15 protein-coding genes are annotated in these 17807 nt (G+C 72.3%); 10 read left to right on the top strand and 5 right to left on the bottom strand.

The features are described from left to right. Positions 1-17: 17 nt before the first annotated feature. Both disA and radA read right to left on the bottom strand, forming a co-directional pair. A complete protein-coding gene (gene disA / locus AB0H82_RS27175; protein WP_362997138.1) occupies positions 18-1142 on the bottom strand; it encodes a DNA integrity scanning diadenylate cyclase DisA in 1125 nt (374 codons plus the stop codon). Positions 1143-1265: 123 nt separating this feature from the next. Continuing rightward, positions 1266-2675 carry a DNA repair protein RadA gene (radA, locus tag AB0H82_RS27170; RefSeq protein ID WP_362997136.1) on the bottom strand — a complete coding sequence of 470 codons (1410 nt, stop codon included), beginning with the start codon at positions 2673-2675 and terminating at the stop codon, positions 1266-1268. 154 nt (positions 2676-2829) lie between these two features. On the opposite strand from radA, the gene AB0H82_RS27165 reads away from it, so the two are divergent. Beyond that, the gene (locus AB0H82_RS27165; RefSeq protein ID WP_362997134.1) at positions 2830-4569 is read left to right on the top strand and encodes a hypothetical protein; all 1740 of its coding nucleotides are present in this window, start codon (positions 2830-2832) and stop codon (positions 4567-4569) included. A 3-nt stretch (positions 4570-4572) separates the two neighbouring features. On the opposite strand, the gene AB0H82_RS27160 is transcribed toward AB0H82_RS27165, so the two are convergent. Further along, positions 4573-5460, bottom strand: a complete 888-nt coding sequence (locus tag AB0H82_RS27160; protein ID WP_362997132.1) for a hypothetical protein — start codon at positions 5458-5460, stop codon at positions 4573-4575. Between the two features lie 71 nt (positions 5461-5531). Between AB0H82_RS27160 and AB0H82_RS27155 the strand changes: the two genes are divergently transcribed. The 5 genes from AB0H82_RS27155 (at position 5532) to AB0H82_RS27135 (ending at position 10441) form a co-directional block, all read left to right on the top strand. Next, entirely contained in the window at positions 5532-6464 is a 933-nt protein-coding gene (locus tag AB0H82_RS27155; RefSeq protein WP_362997130.1) for a Ppx/GppA phosphatase family protein, read from the top strand. Between the two features lie 93 nt (positions 6465-6557). Then, entirely contained in the window at positions 6558-7382 is an 825-nt protein-coding gene (locus AB0H82_RS27150) for a sugar phosphate isomerase/epimerase (protein WP_362997128.1), read from the top strand. Beyond that, positions 7379-8011 (top strand): TetR family transcriptional regulator, encoded by a 633-nt coding sequence (locus tag AB0H82_RS27145; RefSeq protein WP_362997126.1) that lies wholly within the window; start codon positions 7379-7381, stop codon positions 8009-8011. The genes AB0H82_RS27150 and AB0H82_RS27145 overlap by 4 nt, the downstream gene beginning before the upstream one ends. 131 nt (positions 8012-8142) lie before the next feature. Beyond that, positions 8143-9996, top strand: a complete 1854-nt coding sequence (gene ilvD, locus AB0H82_RS27140) for a dihydroxy-acid dehydratase (protein WP_362997124.1) — start codon at positions 8143-8145, stop codon at positions 9994-9996. 118 nt (positions 9997-10114) lie between these two features. Further along, positions 10115-10441, top strand: coding sequence for an SH3 domain-containing protein (locus tag AB0H82_RS27135; protein WP_362997122.1), 327 nt, complete (start codon positions 10115-10117; stop codon positions 10439-10441). Positions 10442-10490: 49 nt separating this feature from the next. On the opposite strand, the gene AB0H82_RS27130 is transcribed toward AB0H82_RS27135, so the two are convergent. Then, a complete protein-coding gene (locus AB0H82_RS27130) occupies positions 10491-12752 on the bottom strand; it encodes a serine/threonine-protein kinase (protein ID WP_362997120.1) in 2262 nt (753 codons plus the stop codon). A gap of 194 nt (positions 12753-12946) precedes the next feature. On the opposite strand from AB0H82_RS27130, the gene AB0H82_RS27125 reads away from it, so the two are divergent. The 4 genes from AB0H82_RS27125 (at position 12947) to proC (ending at position 16145) form a co-directional block, all read left to right on the top strand. Next, on the top strand, positions 12947-13489 hold the full coding sequence (locus tag AB0H82_RS27125; RefSeq protein ID WP_362997118.1) for an EamA/RhaT family transporter: 543 nt from the start codon (positions 12947-12949) through the stop codon (positions 13487-13489). Positions 13490-13619: 130 nt separating this feature from the next. Further along, positions 13620-14492, top strand: coding sequence for an ABC transporter ATP-binding protein (locus AB0H82_RS27120; RefSeq protein ID WP_362997116.1), 873 nt, complete (start codon positions 13620-13622; stop codon positions 14490-14492). Continuing rightward, positions 14489-15226, top strand: a complete 738-nt coding sequence (locus AB0H82_RS27115; RefSeq protein ID WP_362997114.1) for an ABC transporter permease — start codon at positions 14489-14491, stop codon at positions 15224-15226. The genes AB0H82_RS27120 and AB0H82_RS27115 overlap by 4 nt, the downstream gene beginning before the upstream one ends. Before the next feature lie 94 nt (positions 15227-15320). Beyond that, complete coding sequence (gene proC / locus AB0H82_RS27110; RefSeq protein ID WP_362997112.1) at positions 15321-16145, top strand: pyrroline-5-carboxylate reductase; 825 nt, start codon at positions 15321-15323, stop codon at positions 16143-16145. 100 nt (positions 16146-16245) lie between these two features. Here proC and trpS read toward each other — a convergent pair whose 3' ends face one another. Continuing rightward, positions 16246-17256, bottom strand: a complete 1011-nt coding sequence (gene trpS / locus AB0H82_RS27105; RefSeq protein WP_362997110.1) for a tryptophan--tRNA ligase — start codon at positions 17254-17256, stop codon at positions 16246-16248. Positions 17257-17807: the final 551 nt, after the last annotated feature.

The raw sequence follows: 17807 nt of genomic DNA, 5'->3' as shown, positions 1-17807 counted from the left end.
AGCCCCCTTCGGGGGCTCTAGACGTACCGCTCCAGGATCGACGACTCCGCCAGGCGCGACAGCCCCTCGCGCACGCTGCGCGCCCGCGCCTCGCCGACGCCGTCCACCGTCTGGAGGTCGTCCACGCTCGCGGCGAGCAGCTTCTGCAGGCCGCCGAAGTGCTCCACGAGCCGGTCGATGATCGCCCCGGGGAGCCGGGGGACCTTGGCGAGGAGGCGGAAGCCGCGCGGGGACACCGCGGAGTCCAGGGCCTCGGGGGAGCCGGTGTAGCCCAGGGCGCGGGCCACGGTGGGCAGTTCGAGGAGCTCCGCGTGCGTGAGGGAGTCCAGCTCCGCGAGGGCCTCGTCCACCGTGCGGGAGCGCTTGGCGGTGGGCTCCGGGACATAGTCCCTGACGACCAGCTCGCGCTCGGGCTCGACGCCCGCGATCAACTCGTCCAGCTGGAGGGCGAGAAGACGCCCGTCCGTGCCGAGCTCCACCACATACTCGGCGATCTCCGTGGCGATGCGGCGCACCATTTCGAGGCGCTGGGCGACGGCGGTGACGTCCCGGACCGTCACCAGGTCCTCGATCTCCAGGGCGGAGAGCGTGCCCGCGACCTCGTCGAGGCGGAGCTTGTACCGCTCAAGGGTGGCGAGCGCCTGGTTCGCGCGGGAGAGGATCGCCGCCGAGTCCTCCAGGACGCGGCGCTGCCCGTCCACGTAGAGCGCGATCAGCCGCATCGACTGGGAGACCGACACGACGGGGAAGCCGACCTGCTTGCTCACCCGGTCCGCGGTGCGGTGCCGCGTGCCCGTCTCCTCCGTGGGGATCGTCGGGTCCGGCACCAGCTGCACGCCCGCGCGCAGGATTTTGGTGATGTCCTTGTCGAGGACGATGCCGCCGTCGAGCTTGCACAGCTCGCGCAGCCGCGTCGCGGTGAACTCGACGTCCAGGATGAAGCCGCCCGTGCACATCGACTCAACGGTCTTGTCCCAGCCGAGGACGATCAGACCGCCGGTGTTGCCCCGGAGGATGCGCTCCAGGCCGTCGCGGAGCGCCTGGCCGGGTGCGACGGCGCTCAGGGAGGCGCGCATCAGCCCATCGGCAGCGGAGCTGCCGCCGGACTTGCCGGGGTTCGCTGCCCGGTCGTTGGCTGCCACTGCACTCCCTCGGTCGCAGGTTGTCCAAGCCTCTGCCGCGAGCTTGCTCCGTGCGGAGCGCACGCCTTGCCCCGCACGGAGCGGACACTTGCTTCGTACGGATGGGCGAGACCAGGGCAAAGTCTACCGGCGCTCTTCCTCCTCCCGTGGGGCCTCTCGGCGACGGGATCTCGGAAGGACACGGAGGGCGTCCCCCATGTCGGCGACTTCGATGACCTTCATACCGGCGGGGACCCTGCCGGGGTCGGACGGCACGAGGGCGTGGGTGAAGCCCAGGCGGTGGGCCTCGGCCAGTCTGCGCTGGACGCCGGTGACCCGCCTGACCTCGCCCGCCAGGCCGACCTCGCCGATCGCCACGAGGTTCTTGGGCAGCGGGGTGTCGCTGGCCGCGCTGGCCAGGGCGAGGGCGACGGCGAGGTCCGCGGCGGGTTCGGAGAGCTTCACGCCGCCGACCGTCGCGCTGTAGATGTCCCGCTTGCCGAGGGCCGTGATGCGGCCGCGCTGCTCCAGGACGGCCAGCATCATCGAGACCCGGGACGTCTCCAGGCCGGAGGTGGTGCGCCGGGGGCTGGGGATCTGCGAGTCGACCGTGAGCGCCTGGACCTCGGCGACCAGGGGGCGGCGGCCTTCGAGGGTGACGGTCAGGCAGGTGCCGGGGACGGGCTCGGCGCGGCGGGTGAGGAAGAGGCCGCTGGGGTCGGCGAGGCCGGTGATGCCCTCGTCGTGCAGCTCGAAGCAGCCGACCTCGTCCGTCGTCCCGTACCGGTTCTTGACGCCTCGGACGAGGCGCAGGCGCGCGTGCCGGTCGCCCTCGAACTGCAGGACCACGTCGACGAGGTGCTCCAGGAGGCGGGGGCCCGCGATCGCGCCGTCCTTGGTGACGTGGCCGACCAGGAGCGTGGACATGCCGCGCTCCTTGGAGGCGCGGATCAGCGCGCCGGCGACCTCGCGGACCTGCGCCATGCCGCCGGGTGCCCCGTCGATCTCGGGCGAGGCGACCGTCTGCACCGAGTCCAGGACCAGGAGCGAGGGCTTGACCGCGTCCAAGTGCCCGAGGACGGCGGACAGATCGGTCTCCGCCGCCAGATACAGGTGGTCGTCGATCGCGCCGATGCGGTCGGCGCGCAGCCGGACCTGGCTCGCGGACTCCTCGCCGGTCACATAGAGCGTGCGGTGCTGCTCGCTGGCCGCCTTCGCCGACACGTCCAGAAGCAGCGTCGACTTGCCGACGCCCGGCTCGCCCGCGAGCAGTACGACGGCGCCGGGGACCAGGCCGCCGCCGAGCACGCGGTCCAGCTCGGGCACGCCGGTGGAGCGGGCGGTGGCCTGGCGGCCGTCGACCTCGCCGATCGGGACGGCGGAGGAGGTGACCCGGCCGGGGGCGGTCGTGCGGACCGCGGGCGCGCCGTACTCCTCGACCGTCCCCCAGGCCTGGCACTCCGGGCAGCGGCCGAGCCACTTGGCCGTCTGCCAGCCGCACTCGGTGCAGCGGTAGGACGGCCGGTCCTTGGTGGATTTCGTACGGGCAGCCATGGTCGGAACCGTAGCCGAGCCCACTGACATCGCCGCCCCCGCTGTGGAATCCGGGCTTCCTGTCCCCTTTTGAGCGATCTGTTCACCCGTAAGGGTTAAATGTGCCGGAGAGGGCAGAAGGGACCTGCATCATCCGCCTAACTTCGCACGGGTGATGAGCAGCAGGCCGGAAACTCCCACGAACGCAACCGGCGCGCACCGGGCGCACCGTGACGCGCGCAAGCGCGTGGTGCCGCGCCCGGCGCCCCGGGCCACCCCGTCCCCGCGCTACGAACCGTGTCTGGACGGCCTGTTCACGTACTGCCTGTCCGTGCTCTGCGACCACGACGCGGCGACCGCGGCGCTGGGGGACGTGCTCCACCACGCCGAGCGCCGCGGCACCCGCGGCCCCGAGGCGGAGAGCGACCTCAGGGCCTGGCTCTACGCCCTGGCGCGCTGGGTCTGCCTGCGCCGACTGGCCGAGGCCAAGCGCAGCCGCGAGGGACGGCACGCGGCACACACCGCGGAGCAATCCCCGAAGAAGCCGACGCAGCCGACGCAGTCGGCGAAGACGCCGGCGCAACCGCAGGAGTCCGAGCCGTCGCAGGAGACCGCTCGGCGGCGCGGGGAGCTGGCCCAGCTGGCCTGGCCGGAGGCCGCCGGCACCACCCCCGAGCAGCGCGAGGCCCTGGAGCTGGCCGTGCGCCACCGGCTCGCCCCCGCCGAGGTCGCCGCCGTCCTCGGCATGGACCTCACCAGGACCCGCGGCCTGCTCGCCTCCGCCGCCTGCGAGGTGGAGCGCACCCGCACCGCCCTCGCCGTCGTGGAGACCGGCAGCTGCCCCATCGTGGCCCGCCTCACCGGCGACAACCAGGTGCTGCTCGGCACCGCCCTGCGCCGCGAGCTCGTCCGGCACGTCGACGACTGCCCGCGCTGCCGCCGCACCGCCGAGCGCGCCGGGGCGAGCGCCTGGCCGGGCACGGCCGTCAGCCCGGCCGAGCTCCCCGTCGTCGAGGCGCCCCGAGCCGCCCTCCACATGGCGATGGCGCACGTCCCACGCGCGCGTGGCGGCGGTCCGCGCTACGACAGGCGCGGTTTCCCGATGGACCCCAAGGACCACGCCGCCCGCCGCGACCGCCTCCGCGCGCGTGCCGTCACGACGACCGTCGTCGCCACCGTGGTGGCCGCCCCGGTGCTCGCGCTCTGGGCCGCCTACCGCGGAGCGCCGCTCACCGGCGAGGGCCACGACGGCCGTTCGATCAGCGCGAGCGAGGGCGGCGGCCCCGGCCACGCACGCGACGACTACGAGAACGCGGGCAACGCGCGCAACGGCCCCGACCCCCGCTTCACCGCGGACAGCCGCTCGTCCGACGTCTCCGTAGAGGTCATCGGCGGCGGATCCGGCTCCCGCTCGTCGACCGGCCCCGGCCGCCTCACCGTCGAGGCCAGGCCGAGCGGCGACACGACCCTCATCACGCTGACGGCGTCCGGCGGTTCACCGGTCCACTGGTCGGCGGGCGAGAACGCCTCCTGGCTCTATCTGAGCCGCTCCTCGGGGACGCTCGCGCCGGGGGAGTCGGTCACCATCCAGGTGTACGTCGACCACACCCGCGAGCCGTCGGGACCTTGGAGCGCACGGGTCTCCGTCGCGCCCTCGGGCGCCATCATCTCGATCGACGGATACGGGGACGGACGTCCACCGACCCGCCCGGGCCCGCGCCCCACGCACCCCGTCCCGTCCGACCCCGGACCGTCCTACCCCGGCCCCTCGGACCCGGGCCCCTCCCACCCGGGCCCGTCCGACCCCGCCCCCACACCGACCCCCACGGACCCGACGCCCACACCGTCCGACCCCGGCCCCGGCGACTCGTCCCCGCCACCCGGCGACGGAAGCGGCGAACCGAACCCGAGCTGACGCCTAGCGAGAGGCAGGGTCCGCCGGATGCGGTGCGAGCAGCGGCAGTTGCGAGGCCAGTCGCTCCTCGCACAGCTCCACGAGCCGGGCGTACCCGTCCTTGCCCATCAGCTCGATCAGCTCCGGGCGGTAGGAGACGTACACCGGGTCGCCCGCGCCGTGCGCCGACGTCGCCGACGTGCACCACCAGTGCAGATCGTGGCCGCCGGGGCCCCAGCCCCGCCGGTCGTACTCACCGATCGACACCTGAAGGACGCGGGTGTCGTCGGGCCGGTCGATCCACTCGTACGTCCTGCGCACCGGCAGCTGCCAGCAGACGTCCGGCTTCGTCTCCAGCGGCTCGCGGCCCTCCCGCAGCGCCAGGATGTGCAGCGAGCAGCCGGCGCCGCCCGCGAAGCCGGGGCGGTTCTGGAAGATGCACGAGCCGTTGTACGGCCGGGTCTGGCGGTCGCCGTCCTCGTCCGTGGAGACCCACCCGGTCTCCCGGCCCACGTCGTGGTGCTGCCAGATGTCGGGCGTGAGCCGGTCGACGTACCCGGCGACCCGCTTCTCGTCGTCGTCGTCCGAGAAGTGGGCACCCAGCGTGCAGCAGCCGTCGTCGGCGCGGCCCGCCTGAATGCCCTGGCAGCCGCTGCCGAAGATGCAGTTCCAGCGAGAGGTCAGCCATGTCAGGTCACAGCGGAAAAGCTGCTCGTCGTCCGCGGGATCAGGGAACTCCACCCAGGCACGGGCGAAGTCAAGACCCTTCTCGTCCGGCTCAGCCTTCCCGGTCAGCCTGGTCTTCGCCGGCTTCCCGGACTTTCCCACCTTCTCGTTCTTCTCCGGCCTGCCCACCTTCTCGGCCTTCGCCGACTTCGATTTGTCGGCCTTCGTCTTTTTCGTCTTTGGCACGTCTCCAGGGTATGCGGGCGGTGGGCCGCCCGAGGCCAGACGATCGGCCCGCGCGGCGTAGCGTTCCTTATATGAGACTCGGTGTCCTCGACGTGGGGTCGAACACGGTGCATCTGCTCGTGGTCGACGCCCACCCCGGTGCGTGCCCGCTGCCCGCACACTCGCACAAGGCCGATCTGCGCCTCGCCCAACTCCTCGACCCCGCCGGGGCCATCGGGGCGGACGGCATCGACCGTCTGGTCGCCGTCGTCCGCGAGGCGATGGAGGCCGCGGAGGACAAGGGCGTCGAGGAAGTGCTGCCGTTCGCCACCTCCGCGGTGCGCGAGGCGAGCAATGCCGACGCGGTGCTCGCCCGGGTCAAGGACGACACCGGAGTCGACCTCCAGGTCCTGTCCGGCGAGGAGGAGGCCAGGCTGACCTTCCTGGCCGCCCGCCGCTGGTTCGGCTGGTCCGCGGGCAAGCTGCTCGTCCTCGACATCGGCGGCGGCTCCCTGGAGATCGCGTACGGCATGGACGAGGAGCCGGACGTCGCGACGAGCCTGCCGCTCGGCGCCGGCCGCCTCACGGCCGCCTGGCTGCCGACGGACCCGCCGGACCCCTCCGACGTGAAGGCGCTGCGGCGGCACGTGCGCGCGCAGATAGCCCGCACGGTGGGGGAGTTCAACCGCTTCGGCACCCCCGACCACATCGTGGCGACGTCGAAGACGTTCAAGCAGCTCGCCCGGCTGACGGGGGCCGCCCGCTCGGCGGAGGGACTCCACGTACAGCGCGAGCTGAAGCGGAAGTCCCTGGAGGAGTGGGTGCCGCAGCTCGCCGCGATGACCACCCGCGAGCGCGCGGAACTGCCCGGCGTCTCCGAGGGGCGGGCCGGACAGCTGCTCGCGGGGGCGCTCGTCGCGGAGGGCGCGATGGACCTCTTCGGGATCGAGGCGCTGGAGATCTGCCCGTGGGCCCTGCGCGAGGGTGTGATCCTGCGCAGGCTCGACCACCTGCCGCCCTCGTGAGCGCACGGGCCGTGAGCGGACGGAATGCACTCTGACCAGGGCGGTACGAGGCCACCTCCCCGGCGCCCGGACGGGGCCCGTACGCTGTTCCCCGTGGCAGAACCAGTGGTGCGCATCCCGGATGCGAAGGTCGCCCTGTCGACGGCCTCGGTCTATCCGGAGTCGACGGCGACGGCCTTCGAGATCGCCGCGCGCCTGGGCTACGACGGCGTCGAGGTCATGGTCTGGACCGACCCGGTCAGCCAGGACATAGAGGCGCTGCGCAGGCTGAGCGACTACCACCGCATCCCGATCCTCGCCGTCCACGCGCCCTGTCTCCTCATCACGCAGCGCGTCTGGTCCACGGACCCCTGGGTCAAGCTGCAGCGCGCGAAGGCCGCCGCCGAGAAGCTCGACGCCTCGACCGTCGTCGTGCACCCGCCCTTCCGCTGGCAGCGGCAGTACGCCCGCGACTTCGTCGACGGAATCTGGCGGATGGCCGACGAGACGGACGTCCGGTTCGCCGTCGAGAACATGTATCCGTGGCGCTACCGCGACCGCGAGATGCTCGCGTACGCCCCGGACTGGGACGTCACCAAGGACGACTACCGCCACTTCACCGTCGACCTCTCGCACACCGCGACCGCCCGCACGGACGCGATGGAGATGGTCGACCGCATGGGCGACCGGCTCGGCCACGTCCACCTCGCCGACGGCAGGGGCTCGGCCAAGGACGAGCACCTCGTCCCGGGCCGCGGCACGCAGCCCTGCGCCGAGCTTCTGGAGCGCCTGGCGGTCAGTGGCTTCGACGGGCACGTCGTCATCGAGGTCAATACGCGGCGCGCGATGTCCAGCGCCGAACGCGAGGCGGACCTCGCCGAGGCCCTCGCCTTCACCCGGCTGCACCTGGCCTCCGCGGTGCAGGTGCCCCGCTCATGACCCCCGGCGCGCCGTCGGAGGCGACCGCCCCGCGCCGCCGGGGACGCCCGTCCCGTACGCAGTCGGAGACCGGCCCCGCGACGCGCGACCAGATCCTGCGGGCGGCCCGCGAGGAGTTCTCCGCACGCGGGTACGAGAAGGCGTCCGTGCGCGGCATCGCCAAGGCCGCCGGGGTCGACCCGGCGCTCGTGCACCACTACTTCGGCACGAAGGAACAGGTCTTCGAGGCCGCCGTCACCGTCGCCTTCGCGCCCGCGCTGGAAGCGCCCGCCGCAGTCGAGGACGGCCCGCTCGAAGAGGTCGGCGAGCGCCTGACCCGCTTCGTCCTCGGCGTCTGGGAGAACCCCGCGACGCGCGCCCCGCTGCTCGCCATCGTGCGCTCCGCGGTGAACAACGAAACCGCCGCCTCGATCTTCCGCCGCCTCGTCGCCACCCAGCTCCTCGGGCGCATCGCACGCCATCTGGAGCTGCCCGACGCGGAGCTGCGGGCCGAGCTCGCCGCCGCGCAGCTGGTGGGCGTCGCCATGCTGCGGTACGTGATCCAGGTCGAGCCGCTGGCCTCGGCGGACGTCGAACAGCTCGTGGCGCGGCTGGCTCCGGTGGTGCAGGGGCATCTGACAGGCGCGTGAGACGGCTGTCCCGCCATCCGGACACTCTGTCCGGATCCTGGAGCCGCGGCGTACGCTCGAAGGCAGTCTTGTCCCTCGTACATCACCATCGCCGAACGAACCCCTGCCATTCCCTGAAGGAGCGAGCGACCATGCCCGAGCTCAGGTCCCGCACAGTCACCCACGGCCGCAACATGGCGGGCGCCCGCGCCCTTATGCGCGCCTCCGGTGTACCCGGGGCCGACATCGGGCGGAAGCCGATCATCGCGGTGGCCAACTCCTTCACGGAGTTCGTGCCCGGCCACACCCACCTGCAGCCGGTCGGCCGCATCGTCTCCGACGCGATCCGCGAGGCCGGCGGCATCCCCCGCGAATTCAACACCATCGCCGTCGACGACGGCATCGCGATGGGCCACGGCGGAATGCTGTACTCCCTGCCGTCCCGCGACCTGATCGCGGACTCCGTGGAGTACATGGTGGAGGCCCACTGCGCCGACGCCCTGATCTGCATCTCCAACTGCGACAAGATCACCCCCGGCATGCTGATGGCCGCCCTGCGCCTCAACATCCCGACGGTCTTCGTCTCCGGCGGCCCGATGGAGGCCGGCAAGGCCACCCTCGTCGACGGCACGGTCCGCAAGCTCGACCTGGTCAACGCGATCAGCGACGCCGTGGACGAGAGCATCTCGGACGAGGACATCCTCCGCATCGAGGAGAACGCCTGCCCGACCTGCGGCTCCTGTTCCGGCATGTTCACCGCCAACTCGATGAACTGCCTGACCGAGGCCATCGGCCTCTCCCTGCCGGGCAACGGCTCGGTCCTCGCCACGCACACCGCCCGCAAGGCGCTGTACGAGCGGGCCGGACAGACGGTCGTCGACATCACCAAGCGGTACTACGACGGCGACGACGCCTCCGTCCTGCCGCGCTCCATCGCCACGCACGCCGCCTTCGAGAACGCCATGGCCCTCGACATCGCCATGGGCGGCTCGACGAACACGATCCTGCACCTGCTCGCCGCCGCCCAGGAGGCCGGCGCCGACTACGACCTGTCCGACATCGACGCCGTCTCGCGCCGCGTCCCGTGCCTGGCCAAGGTCGCCCCGAACGTCGCGGGCAGCACGACGTACTACATGGAGGACGTGCACCGCGCCGGCGGCATCCCCGCACTCCTCGGCGAGCTGTACCGCGGCGGCCTCCTCAACGAGGACGTCCACACCGTCCACTCGCCCTCCATCAAGGAGTGGCTGGACGCCTGGGACATCCGCTCCGGGTCCGCGTCCGCCGAGGCCGTCGAGCTGTGGCACGCGGCGCCCGGCTGCCGCCGCTCCGCCGAGGCGTTCTCGCAGTCCGAGCGGTGGGACACCCTCGACACGGACGCCGCGGGCGGCTGTATCCGCGACGTCGCCCACGCGTACTCGCAGGACGGCGGCCTCGGCGTCCTCAAGGGCAACATCGCCGTCGACGGCTGCGTCGTGAAGACCGCAGGTGTCGACGAGTCGATCTGGACCTTCGAAGGTCCCGCGGTCGTCTGCGACTCGCAGGAAGAGGCCGTCGAGAAGATCCTCAACAAGGCCGTGCGGCCGGGAGACGTGGTCGTCATCCGCTACGAAGGCCCCAAGGGCGGCCCCGGCATGCAGGAGATGCTCTACCCCACCTCGTTCCTGAAGGGCCGCGGCCTCGGCAAGGTCTGCGCCCTGGTCACCGACGGCCGCTTCTCCGGCGGTACGTCGGGTCTGTCGATCGGCCACGCGTCGCCGGAGGCGGCGGCCGGCGGCACGATCGCGCTCGTCGAGGACGGCGACCGCATCCGCATCGACATCCCCGGCCGCTCGATCGAACTCCTCGTCCCCGACGAGGAGCTGGCCGCCCGCCGCGAGGCCCTCGGCGGCGTGTACGCGCCCAAGAGCCGCGAGCGCAAGGTGTCCGCCGCCCTGCGCGCGTACGCGGCGATGGCGACGAGCGCCGACAAGGGCGCGGTCCGGGACGTGTCGAAGCTCGGCTGATTCCCGGCGGCCGACCCTTACGGCCGGATCCCGGAAACCTTTTGGGGCGCGGGCGCGTCCTTGGTGTGGACAACACGCCAGGGGCGGCCCGCGCCGCCGTTTACGGGGGGAGAGCACAGTGAGCGAGAACGTGATGGTGCCGGAAGTGGCCGCCGAGCCGGCCGAGGCCGCCGTCGAGCCGAAAGTGGCCGTCGAGGCCACCGCCGCGAGGACCTACGCGATCGCCGCGGATGTCAACGTCCGGTCCGGCCCCGGCACTTCGTACGGCAAGGTCGGCCGGCTCCGCGCGGGCGCCCGCGTCACCATCGCCTGCCAGAAGCCCGGCGAGACGGTCACGGGCCCGACCGGCACGTCGAACCTGTGGGACCGGATCGGCAGCGGCCGGTACGTCTCGGACACGTACGTCCGCACGGGCAGCGACGGGTACGTGGCGCCGCGCTGCTGAGTCTCGTACGAGGCCTTACGGCCACCGGAGTCTGGCCGGACGTCAGTGTTCAGCCGGACTTCGGCGGCTTCGTCGCGTCGAAGGCGAACACCGTGTTCTTCGCGGCCGCCACGACCACCACGCTCCCGGTGACGGTCACGCGCGGGCTGGCGTTCACCTCGCCCGCCAGACCGTCGGCCCTGGGGTCCGTCGTCCACAGCGGCTCGCCCCCGCGCGACGAGAGCGCGGCGACCCGGCCGCTGGCCGAGCTGAAGTACAGCGCCCCGTCGCCGTCCCCGGCCACCGGCCCCGACACACCCTCAACGCTCGTCTGCCGGGACCACTTCTTCCTGCCGGTCGCCGGGTCGAGCGCCGTGACGAGCCCGGTCTGCCCGCTGATGAAGACGGTGCCGTCCGCCATGCCGGGCGTCCCGTCGTACGTCTTCGGGAACCGGGAGTACGTCACCCGGTGCGAGGGCCGGTCCACCCGGGACACCCCGTCGTAACCCAGCATCCGGGGGCCCTCCTGCCGCGGGTGGAGGAGGACGAGGCTGTCGTCCGCGGTGCCCACCGGCACGGCGGGGCCCTTGACGGCGACGGCCTTGCCGAGGCTTCCCGACGCGAGGTCGACGACGCGCAGGACGGGGTGGCGCACCTCGCCGGCCGCCACCTCCGCGCGCGGCGCGCACATCGCGTACAGCCGTGTGCCCGCGGGAACCGGGGCACACTGCGTGCCCGAGGGGAATGGTTCCTGCCAGGCGACCTTCCCGCTGTGCGCCCGCCGGGCCTCGAAGCGGGTGTTCGACGCGTCGACCGTGACGACGGTCGAGTTGATCACCACGGCGTCCTGCGTACGTCCCGTCACGGCCGTCGACTGGGCGCCGGACGGCACCGACCAGAGCTCCCTGCCCTTGTCCGCGTCGACGGCGACCACCTCGGTCTGCGGACTGCTCGCATCGTCCTCGGCCGCGAAGCGGTAGCCGAGCACCGTGTCGTCGGTGACGCCCACCAGATGCATGCCCTGCACCGGGACGCCGGGGCTTTTCTCCGTCCAGACGCGGGAGCCGTCGGAGAGCCTGAGCCGGGCCGCGACGACGCCACCGCCCCCGCAGAACAGCGCGTCACCGCGCGCCTCACAGCGCAACTCGTCCGGAATGTCCGCGCGGCCGCCCGGCACGGTCTTGCGCCACGGCGCGAACCCGCCCGGCAGCCGCGCCCCGGCCGCCGCGATGTCGCTCCCCTTGCCGCCCGCGCCGCCGCCCGGACCGTCCGAGCCGCCCGCCCGCATCACCGCGACGCCCCCGCCGATCGCGGCCACGGCCACGACCGCGGCGAGTACCGGCCGCCAACGCCGCCGCATCCGCCCCCCACCGGCGCCCCCGGCATCCGCACGGGGCGGGGACGCGGCACCCGGCGCCGGAGTGGCAACCGACGCCGGAGTGTCGTCGTCCGTCGACAGATGGTGCTGCGTATCCGTCTCCCGCATGCTGCGCGGGCCGTCCGCGGGACCGGTGGCGGGCCCCAGATCGGCCGGCAGGTCCCGCAGCCGTACGAGGAGTTCGTCCGCCGACGGCCGGTCGTCGGGGTCCTTCGCCAGGCACGGCTCGACCACCCGCCGCAGCGCGTCCGGCACCGCGCCGAGCGCCGGCGCCTCATGGACCACCTGGTAGGCCGTCATATAGGGGCTGTCGGCGTCGAAGGGCCCCTGCCCCGTAGCCGCGTAGACCAGCAGGGTGGCCAGCGAGAAGACATCGGAACGCGGCCCGACCCCGCGCGGCGTCTGCAACTGCTCCGGCGACATGAACGGCGGCGTGCCGATCACCCGCCCCGTCATCGTCAGCGTCTGCTGGTCCGCCGCGCGCGAGATGCCGAAGTCGATGACGCGGGGGCCCTCGGGGGAGAGGACCACGTTGGACGGCTTGAGGTCCCGGTGCACGACGCCCGCACGGTGGATGTCGCGCAGCGCCTCCGTGAGCCCGATGGCGAGGCGGCGCAGCTCGACGCCGTCGATGGGGCCCTTCTTGGCGATGTGCTGCGCGAGCGTGTGGCCCTCGATGAAGGTGGTGGCCATCCACGGGTGCTCGGCCTCGGGATCCGCGTCGATCACCGCCGCGGTGAAGGCGCCGCTGACCCGGCGGGCCGCCGCGACCTCCTGCCGGAAGCGGATGCGGAACTCCTCGTCCCCCGCGAACTGCTGATGGATCAGCTTGATCGCGACGGGCCGCCCCGAAGCCGTACGCGCCAGGAAGACCGTGCCCATACCGCCCGAACCGAGGCGCGCCTCAAGCGGGTACCCGCCGATCTCCTCCGGGTCTCCTCCACGGAGCGACATGCTCACCGACCTCCCCCGTGTTCCCCGCTGCGAACCCACGCCGCTTGCGCAGCCCAAAGTAACCGCCGCGCGGTGCGGCCTGGCAAGGCGGGGGACGAATAGGGCGTGCCTGTACGCGCGGAGTGCCCCGGGCCCGCGGACGCCGCCGCCACCGGGACGGCGGGAGCCCCGAAACCGCACGCCATAATCAAACGGTGAGCGACGAACCCGGCCCCCACGGCCCCACCGGCACAGACGGCCCCACCGCTCCGGCGCGCCCTGCCGGCCCCACCGAACCCGGCCCGCGGCCCGAGCCGATCCGCTTCTTCGGGACGACCTGGGTCGCCCACGACGGCGGCTACGGCGCCCGCCGGGCCGGCGTCGCCGTCGGCTCGCTGGCCGCGGCGGTCGCCGGCTGCTTCGTGCTGCGCTTCGCCTACGAGGGCCTGACCATCGCCGAGGTCGGCCGGTTCGTGAACCTCCTCGTCGTCCTGATGTTCGCGATCTGCAGCGCCGTCGCCTTCCGCCGCACCTGGGAGGGGTTCACGCGCCGCCACGACCCGGCGTCCCAGGCCTCCGCCCGCGGCCTGATGGCGATCGGCTTCGTCGGCACCCTCCTCGCCCACTTCTTCCGCTCCCTCTCGGAGGCCCCCGGCGAGAAACTCCACCGCGAGGAGTACGAGGCGGCCCGCGCCCAGTACGAAAAGCGCACCTCCCGCCGCACGGGCAACCCCTCCCGCAAGAAGCGCAAGCGCTGACACCACCCCCGAGCTCGCCCGCTCGCCGACGCCTCGGCCGACTTCATCGCGACGCCGCTGTGCCCCGACCCGTCCTGGAACGCCGCACTGCGCCTTGACGGAGCCGACCACCGGGAGCACTATTCATCACATGATGAATAAAAGAAACCCGGCGGCGGCCAAGCACCAGCCGCCCCCGACGAAGCCCCGAACCCACCCGGACAACCGACCCCGCACCCCGGCCCACAGCGCCGAGAGCCCCGCCGTCCTGGCCCAGGAGCTGACCGTCGTCCGAGGCCCGCGCACCGTCCTGCGCGCCCTCGACTTCACCGTCCAGCGAGGCCGGATCACCGGCCTCCTCGGCCCCTCCGGCTGCGGCAAGTCCACCCTCATGCGCGCCGTCGTCGGCACCCAGGCCAAGGTCACCGGCACCCTGAACGTCCTCGGCCACCCCGCGGGCGCCCCCGCCCTCCGCTCCCGCGTCGGCTACGTCACCCAGCACCCCTCCGTCTACGACGACCTCACCGTCCGCCAGAACCTCGACTACTTCGCGGCCGTCCTCGACCCCGGCCACGGCACCGCCGCCGACCGCCGCCGCGACCACGTCACCCGCGTCCTCGACGACGTCGCCCTCGCCTCACACGCCGACTCCCTGGCCGGCAACCTCTCCGGCGGCCAGCGCAGCCGCGTCTCCCTCGCGGTCGCCCTCCTCGGCACCCCCGAACTCCTCGTGCTCGACGAGCCGACCGTCGGCCTCGACCCCGTACTCCGCCGCGACCTCTGGAACCTCTTCCACACCATCGCCGCCGACCGCGACGCCACCCTCCTCGTCTCCTCCCACGTCATGGACGAGGCGGAACGCTGCCACCGCCTCCTCCTCATGCGCGAAGGCGAGCTCCTCGCCGACGACACCCCCGACGCCCTGCGCGACCGCACCCGCTCCGACACGGTCGAAGCAGCCTTCCTCCACCTGGTCGACGCCGCCGACACCGGCCGCCCCACCCCGCCCAGGAGCCCCCGATGAGCACCTACCGCACCCTCGCCTCCGCAGCCCGAGTCCTGCGCCAGCTCCGCCACGACTCGCGCTCCATCGCGCTGATGATCCTGGTCCCCTGCGTGATGCTGCTCCTCCTGCGCTACGTCTTCGACGGCAGCCCACAGACCTTCGACTCCATCGGCGCCTCCCTCCTCGGGATCTTCCCCCTCATCACGATGTTCCTGGTCACCTCGATCGCCACCCTCCGCGAACGCACCTCCGGCACCCTCGAACGCCTCCTCGCCATGCCCCTCGGCAAAGGCGACCTCATCGCCGGCTACGCCCTCGCCTTCGGCGCCCTGGCCGTCGTCCAGTCGACCCTCGCCACCGGACTCGCCCTGTGGGTCCTCGGCCTTGACGTCACGGGCTCCGCCTGGCTGCTGCTCCTGATCGCCCTGCTCGACGCCCTCCTCGGCACCGCACTGGGACTCTTCGTCTCGGCCTTCGCCGCCTCCGAATTCCAGGCCGTCCAGTTCATGCCGGCGGTGATCTTCCCCCAGCTCCTCCTCTGCGGCCTGTTCGCCCCACGCGACACCATGCAGCCGGTCCTCGAATGGATCTCCCACGCCCTCCCCATGTCGTACGCCGTCGACGGCATGAACGAAGTCCTCCACCACCCCGACATCACCGGCGACTTCGTACGCGACGTCGTCATCGTCGCCGGCTGCGCACTCCTCGTCCTGACCCTGGGCGCCGCCACCCTGCGCCGCCGCACCGCCTGACCCCCGGTGTTCCGCCCACCGGACACCACCGCTGCTCCCGGCGCCCCGATGCGAGGATGGTCCCCGGACGACGCAACCCCGGAGGCCACCGTTCATGAGCAGCAGCACGAGCCAGAAAGTCGCAGTCCTCGGCACCGGAAAGATCGGTGAGGCGCTGCTCAGCGGGATGATCCGCGGCGGCTGGGCACCGGCCGACCTCCTGGTCACCACCCGCCGTCAGGAACGCGCCGACGAGCTCCGCACCCGCTACGGCGTCACCCCCGTCAGCAACGCCGACGCCGCCGAGCAGGCCGACACCCTGATCCTCGCCTGCAAGCCGCAGGACATGGCCAAGCTGCTCGACGAACTCGCCCCGCACGTCACCCCCGACCGCCTGATCATCAGCGCCGCCGCCGGTATCACCACCGCCTTCATCGAGGAGCGCCTCGCCGAGGCCACCCCGGTCGTCCGCGTCATGCCCAACACTCCGGTGCTCGTCGACGAGGGCATGTCCGTCATCTCCGCCGGCAGCCACGCCTCCGCCGCCGCACTCGCCCACGCGGAGGCCATCTTCGGAGCCGTCGGCAAGACCCTCCGCGTCCCCGAGACGCAGCAGGACGCCTGCACAGCCCTGTCCGGCTCCGGCCCCGCGTACTTCTACTTCCTCGTCGAGGCCATGACCGACGCGGGCATCCTCCTCGGACTCCCGCGCGACAAGGCCCACGACCTGATCGTCCAGGCGGCGGTCGGCGCGTCCGTCATGCTCCGCGACAGCGGCGAACACCCGGTGAAACTCCGCGAGAACGTCACCTCCCCCGCGGGCACGACGATCAACGCCATCCGCGAGCTCGAAAACCACGGCGTACGCGCGGCCCTCATCGCCGCCCTCGAAGCGGCCCGCGACCGCAGCCGCGAACTCGCCACCGGCAACAACAGCTGAGGCCACCGCCACCGCTCGCCGCGGGGGCCCCGGTGGCGAGGCGGCGAGGGCACGGCACCCACGCGCCGCCCCACCTCGCCACCGGCCCCCGCACCCACGCCTACCGCGCGTCGCTCACCGGCGGCAGCAGCCCGATCGCCCGATAGGCGCCGTCCACCGTCGGCTTGGCCATGCCCCGTGCCCGCTCAGCTCCCCGTCGCAGCACCTCCTCCACGTACATGGGATCCGCCACCAGTTCCTTGTGCCGTTCCTGTACGGGCCTGAGCAGCTCCACCACGGCCTCGGCGGCGTCCTTTTTCAGTGCGCCGTACGACTCGTACACACCGCTCAAAGCCTCCGGATTCCCACCTCGGCAGGCCGCGAGGATCTCCAGCAGATTCGAGACCCCCGGCTTGGAATCGCGGTCGAAGGCGACCTCGCTGCCGCTGTCCGTGACGGCCCGCATGACCTTCTTGCGCACCACGTCCGGCTCGTCGAGCAGATAGACGATCCCGGCCCCCGTGTCGTGGGACTTGCCCATCTTCGACGTCGGGTCCTGCAGATCCATGACCCGCGCCGCGACCTTCGGCGGGGTGGCTCGCGGCACCACGAACGTCTGGCCGTAGCGCTGGTTGAACCGCGCCGCCAGGTCCCGCGTCAGCTCCACGTGCTGGGTCTGGTCATCGCCGACCGGCACCTCGTCGGCGCCGTACGCCAGGATGTCCGCCGCCATCAGGACCGGATAGGTGAGCAGCGACAGCCGCACGCTCCCGCCCCGCGCCTGCTCAAGGACCGACTTCTCCTTGTACTGGATCATCCGCCGCATCTCGCCGTCCGACGCGACGCACTCCAATAGGTACGAGAGACGGGCGTGCTCGTCCACGTGGCTCTGGACGAAGACGGTGGCCCGTTCGGGATCGATCCCCGACGCGAGCAGCAGCGTCGCCGCCTGTCGACTCAGCCTGCGTACCCGCCCGGGATCGTGCTCCACGGTCAGCGCGTGCAGGTCGACGATGCTGAAGAGGGACTCCGCCCGGTACTGGTCGACCTCGGCCCACTGCCGGATGGCTCCCAGATAGTTGCCCAGGGTCAGGTGTCCCGTCGGCTTGACCCCGCTGAAGATCCTCGTCATCTCTGCGCCTCCTGGTCAGGACCGCCGGCCCGACGACCGGGCTCCGAGTCCTCCAGGGGGGAGAAACGAGAACGGCCGCCGAAGCGGCGGCCGTCGAGTACATGCGTATGTACGGCCGCCGTCAGGCGGCCCACCACAGTTGGGCGTACGCACGTGTAGTCACGTCCGCCAGAGTAGCCCTCCAGCGGCCCGTCGTCAGGAGTTGACACCCCCGAAGCTGCTACGTAGTGTTCTCCGAGTTGCCCGACGTGAGCGTCGACCACATGGTCGGTCCCCGGGCAGCCATTCCGCAAGAACCATTCAAGCGATCGACGTCGTGCGCCCTTCCGGGACTCGCCTTCGGCTCGTTTTCATGCGTATTTGCGAAATGAGGAATCGGCGTTCGAAAGGACGCCCCCGATTAGGTCGGGAGCCGAGATTCCGCTAAAGTCTCACTCGTCGGAACGGCCCAACAGTCGCGAAGACACCTCCCGCTGACTGGGAGTCAGGCCCGAAAGGATCTGATAGAGTCGGAACCGCCGGAAAGGGAAACGCGAAAGCCGAAAGGCCGG

It is taken from the genome of Streptomyces sp. NPDC050732 (assembly GCF_040654255.1).
Lineage (GTDB): Bacteria > Actinomycetota > Actinomycetes > Streptomycetales > Streptomycetaceae > Streptomyces.
This window is presented reverse-complemented; position numbering and strand designations above follow the sequence as displayed.

Excerpts from the sequence above, each read along its gene's own strand:
- AB0H82_RS27165 (WP_362997134.1), top strand. The coding sequence starts at position 2,830 with ATGAGCAGCAGGCCGGAAACTCCCACGAACGCAACCGGCGCGCACCGG.
- AB0H82_RS27115 (WP_362997114.1), top strand. The coding sequence starts at position 14,489 with ATGAGCACCTACCGCACCCTCGCCTCCGCAGCCCGAGTCCTGCGCCAG.
- trpS (WP_362997110.1), bottom strand. The coding sequence starts at position 17,256 with ATGACGAGGATCTTCAGCGGGGTCAAGCCGACGGGACACCTGACCCTG.
- AB0H82_RS27155 (WP_362997130.1), top strand. The coding sequence starts at position 5,532 with ATGAGACTCGGTGTCCTCGACGTGGGGTCGAACACGGTGCATCTGCTC.
- proC (WP_362997112.1), top strand. The coding sequence starts at position 15,321 with ATGAGCAGCAGCACGAGCCAGAAAGTCGCAGTCCTCGGCACCGGAAAG.
- ilvD (WP_362997124.1), top strand. The coding sequence starts at position 8,143 with ATGCCCGAGCTCAGGTCCCGCACAGTCACCCACGGCCGCAACATGGCG.
- AB0H82_RS27145 (WP_362997126.1), top strand. The coding sequence starts at position 7,379 with ATGACCCCCGGCGCGCCGTCGGAGGCGACCGCCCCGCGCCGCCGGGGA.
- AB0H82_RS27130 (WP_362997120.1), bottom strand. The coding sequence starts at position 12,752 with ATGTCGCTCCGTGGAGGAGACCCGGAGGAGATCGGCGGGTACCCGCTT.
- AB0H82_RS27120 (WP_362997116.1), top strand. The coding sequence starts at position 13,620 with ATGATGAATAAAAGAAACCCGGCGGCGGCCAAGCACCAGCCGCCCCCG.
- radA (WP_362997136.1), bottom strand. The coding sequence starts at position 2,675 with ATGGCTGCCCGTACGAAATCCACCAAGGACCGGCCGTCCTACCGCTGC.